3 protein-coding genes are annotated in these 2386 nt (G+C 37.7%); 1 reads left to right on the top strand and 2 read right to left on the bottom strand.

Annotated features, from left to right (window positions below; translation table 11 throughout):
• Positions 1–15: 15 nt before the first annotated feature.
• Together LRP81_RS23045 and LRP81_RS23040 are read right to left on the bottom strand one after the other, a co-directional pair.
• On the bottom strand, positions 16–342 hold the full coding sequence (locus tag LRP81_RS23045) for a hypothetical protein (RefSeq protein ID WP_230505540.1): 327 nt from the start codon (positions 340–342) through the stop codon (positions 16–18).
• Positions 332–541: a helix-turn-helix transcriptional regulator gene (locus LRP81_RS23040; RefSeq protein ID WP_230505538.1), complete on the bottom strand. Its 210-nt coding sequence runs from the start codon at positions 539–541 to the stop codon at positions 332–334. The genes LRP81_RS23045 and LRP81_RS23040 overlap by 11 nt, the downstream gene beginning before the upstream one ends.
• Before the next feature lie 699 nt (positions 542–1240).
• Between LRP81_RS23040 and LRP81_RS23035 the strand changes: the two genes are divergently transcribed.
• A complete protein-coding gene (locus LRP81_RS23035) occupies positions 1241–2029 on the top strand; it encodes a BclA C-terminal domain-containing protein (RefSeq protein ID WP_317987118.1) in 789 nt (262 codons plus the stop codon).
• Positions 2030–2386: the final 357 nt, after the last annotated feature.

Here is a 2386-nt window from a genome sequence, read left to right as displayed (position 1 = left end):
CGTATGCCGGCATTGTTAACGGAAAATGGTTTCGTTGATAATGCAGAAGATGCAGCTAAGCTTAGAACGGCTTCCTCTATCCATCTTTACAAAATACCGAACCACATTAAACATGTCATCAAGCTTTTCCATAGGATCTGCTTTCACCTTATGTTCTTTTAAGTATTTCTTCTGGTCTACCATTTTATGATGTACCTTCTTATAATTACCTTCCAAAACCTTATAGGTGTTACTATTCTCATCCTCGTTATTCAATTTATTGTTTATTACTTCCACTAACAAACGAGTATAGACATATTCATATATGGCCGTTTCTAATTCTTCCGGAATATTAGCTTTCATGCTCGCTATCCTCATTACCTTCGCCTCTACCTTCGAACTTTACCCATATTTCCTCAATGGGTTTGTTAAGTTCTTTTCCAATAGCATATGCCACTTCAAAGCTAGGTAGACTCTTTTCATTAACCAAGGCGCTTATGGAGGTTGTGGTAACTCTAATTGTTTTAGAAAACTTCTTTTGTGTGAAAGAAGGGGACTTCATTTTCTCCCCTGCAAACAAGACTCTTAGGTTACATGCCGATTATTTGAATTCCAGAGTATAAAGAAATCCTGTAGTTTTATTAATAAGTATTTTTTCCACTTTGCTTTCCTGAAATGGGGTCTACAATTTCCTCAATGTTTCAAATCTCTATTACTAAGTTTATTATTTCTTCAAAGTGAATCATTTATCCTTTAACAGGTCTATTAGGACTTTTACAACAAGAGTAACTATGAATAAAACCAAAAATGAAGAGAATAGACCCCAATACTCATGATCAATTTCATAATAACAAATATAACTAAAAAGTGAAACACCTATAAAACCCATGATGAAAGAGGTAGCTAAATTTGCTAATAAATATAATTTCCATTTACTAAATAATTGATATGTTAGTGTAATTAATACTGGCACTGACATAAAGCCCACTGCGATAAGGAATTGGAGAAAGATTAAGAATTCATATGGATAGTTCCACAAGTTGTAATAATATCCTATCTCGTTTATAAAACCTTCAGAATGATTAAAGCAAAAGCTAATAGTATTTGTTTTGTTCTACTACGATCCAGGGGAAAAATAAAAAGCATAAGAAAAGTAAAAATAAAAATATTTTTTCGTACAAATCAATGTTTACCCAAGCAAAACACAAACTCCAAAGTAAAATGTATATAAATAACTATTTTTTGTTGGAGGAAATAATTTATGGGTGTATATATTGAGAATTGTGACTGTACTTACTCTAAATTTCGATATCGTAATAAACGTGATTATTTTAACTGTTGCCAACAACCGTGTCCACCTGGACCACAGGGTCCAGTAGGTCCACAAGGACCAGCAGGACCACAGGGAGCAACAGGAACACAGGGACCAGCAGGACCACAGGGTCCAGTAGGTCCACAAGGACCAGCAGGTGGACCACCAGGACCACAAGGACCAGCAGGGCCACAGGGAGCAACAGGAGCACAAGGACCAGCAGGGCCACAGGGAGCAACAGGAGCACAGGGACCAGCAGGGCCACAGGGAGCAACAGGAGCACAGGGAGCAACAGGAGCACAAGGACCAGCAGGACCAGCTGGTGGGTTGTCACAATATGGGTATATTTACAATTTTACTGCTCAAACTGTAGCAATTGAGGCTCCAGTACTTTTTGATTCAAACGGAGTTATTTCATCAGGAATTCTTCATGCTCCAGGCACCGCTAATATCCAAGTTATTGAAGCCGGAGACTACGAAGTTACTTTTTCAGTCTCTGGAACAGAGCCCAGCCAATTCGCATTATTTGTAAATGGAGCACCTCGTACGGAAACAGTCTATGGTTCAGGTGCCGGAACTCAACAAAACAATGGCCAGGTTATCTTTACCTTAGCAGCAGGTGATGTATTGACCCTTCATAATCATTCTTCTTCTGCAGCAGTTGGTCTTGCTTCTAATGTAGGAGGCACTCAGGCTAACGTAAACGCTTCTATTGTCATAAAGAAATTAAGTAGTTAGTTTTGGATACTAGTGGTCAGCATGGACAAAAGCTAACGTTAGGGAAATCTAGGAGAAGTTTTTGAGTGTATCAAATGTGGACGTCAAATTGACGTGAGGGTGTAAAGAGAATAATTGATTGGGAGGGGGGAGTCTGTCCACGACTATTTTTAGCCCCAATCCAGCCCCAAATAAAACATATATTATATGTTATTCTACAAAGCAACAAAAAAATAAAAAGCCCTATAACCATTGATTTTGAACTATTACCCGAATATCGGACACTTATAAAAAAGTGCCCCTTATTCGGGTTTTTCTATGTCTATAACTAGATAACCCGTTTATAATTAAATTAATTATTAGAACGGAGTAATCATT

The organism is Sutcliffiella rhizosphaerae, assembly GCF_917563925.1.
GTDB lineage: Bacteria > Bacillota > Bacilli > Bacillales > Bacillaceae_I > Sutcliffiella_A > Sutcliffiella_A rhizosphaerae.
The sequence above is the reverse complement of the archived record's forward strand: the minus strand, read 5'-3'. Positions and strand labels throughout refer to the sequence as shown.

What these genes read in the sequence shown, in the direction of transcription:
- LRP81_RS23045 (WP_230505540.1), bottom strand. Translation starts at nt 342, where the DNA reads ATGAAAGCTAATATTCCGGAAGAATTAGAAACGGCCATATATGAATAT.
- LRP81_RS23040 (WP_230505538.1), bottom strand. Translation starts at nt 541, where the DNA reads ATGAAGTCCCCTTCTTTCACACAAAAGAAGTTTTCTAAAACAATTAGA.
- LRP81_RS23035 (WP_317987118.1), top strand. Translation starts at nt 1,241, where the DNA reads ATGGGTGTATATATTGAGAATTGTGACTGTACTTACTCTAAATTTCGA.